At 63.5% G+C, this 1,044-nt stretch carries 1 protein-coding gene; it reads right to left on the reverse strand.

Annotated elements, in window-relative coordinates:
* Positions 1–1,044 (reverse strand): threonine ammonia-lyase, biosynthetic (gene ilvA, locus QRN38_RS11630; protein WP_285362414.1); only part of this gene is annotated, 1,044 nt, incomplete at its 5' end.

The following is a 1,044-nucleotide window of genomic DNA, read 5'->3' on the forward strand; positions in this document are numbered from 1 at the left end:
TCAGCCCAAAAACAGCCGATACGCCGGGTTCTCGCTCTCGTCCCAATACCGATAACCAATCTCGTCCAGCGCCGCGCCTACCAGGTGCCGCTCTTCCTCGGGCACCACCAGACCCGCCACCACCCGGCCATCCGCTGCCCCGTGGTTGCGGTAGTGGAACATCGAGATGGTCCAGCGCCCGCCCAGCCGGTTGAGGAAGTTGAACAGCGCGCCCGGCCTCTCCGGGAACTCGAAACGCAACACCACCTCATCGTTGACCCGCTCGGCATGCCCGCCAACCATGTGGCGGATGTGCAGTTTGGCCAGTTCGTTGTCGGTCAGGTCCAGCACCGGAAAACCCTGCCCGGTGAGACTGGCGACCAGCGCGCTGCGTGGATCGTTCTCCGGGTGAGTCTGCACGCCGACGAAGATATGGGCTTCACGGTCAGTGTGGTAGCGGTAGTTGAATTCAGTGATCTGGCGCTTGCCGATTGCTTCGCAGAACGCCTTGAAACTGCCCGGCTGCTCGGGAATGGTCACGGCAATGATCGCCTCGCGGCCTTCGCCCAGTTCGGCACGCTCGGCCACGTGGCGCAGGCGGTCAAAGTTGACGTTGGCGCCGGAGTCGATGGCCACCAGCGTCTGGCCGGTCACGCCGCGCTGCTCGACGTACTTCTTGATGCCTGCAACACCCAGCGCACCCGCAGGCTCGGTGATCGAGCGGGTGTCGTCGTAGATGTCCTTGATCGCCGCGCAGATCTCGTCAGTGCTGACGGTGATCACTTCATCGACGTAATGACGGCACACTTCAAAGGTGTGATAACCGATCTGCGCCACCGCCACGCCATCGGCAAACAGCCCGACCTGGCTCAACACCACGCGCTCGCCCGCCGCCATCGCCGCTTGCAGGCAGTTGGAGTCGTCGGGCTCGACGCCGATGACCTTGATCTCAGGCCGCAGGTATTTCACGTACGCTGCGATCCCCGCAATCAAGCCGCCGCCACCGACCGGTACAAAGATCGCGTCCAGCTTCCCCGGCTGCTGACGGAGGATTTCCATCGCCAC

Source organism: Pseudomonas sp. CFBP2511 (genome assembly GCF_030209255.1).
Taxonomy (GTDB): domain Bacteria; phylum Pseudomonadota; class Gammaproteobacteria; order Pseudomonadales; family Pseudomonadaceae; genus Aquipseudomonas; species Aquipseudomonas avellanae.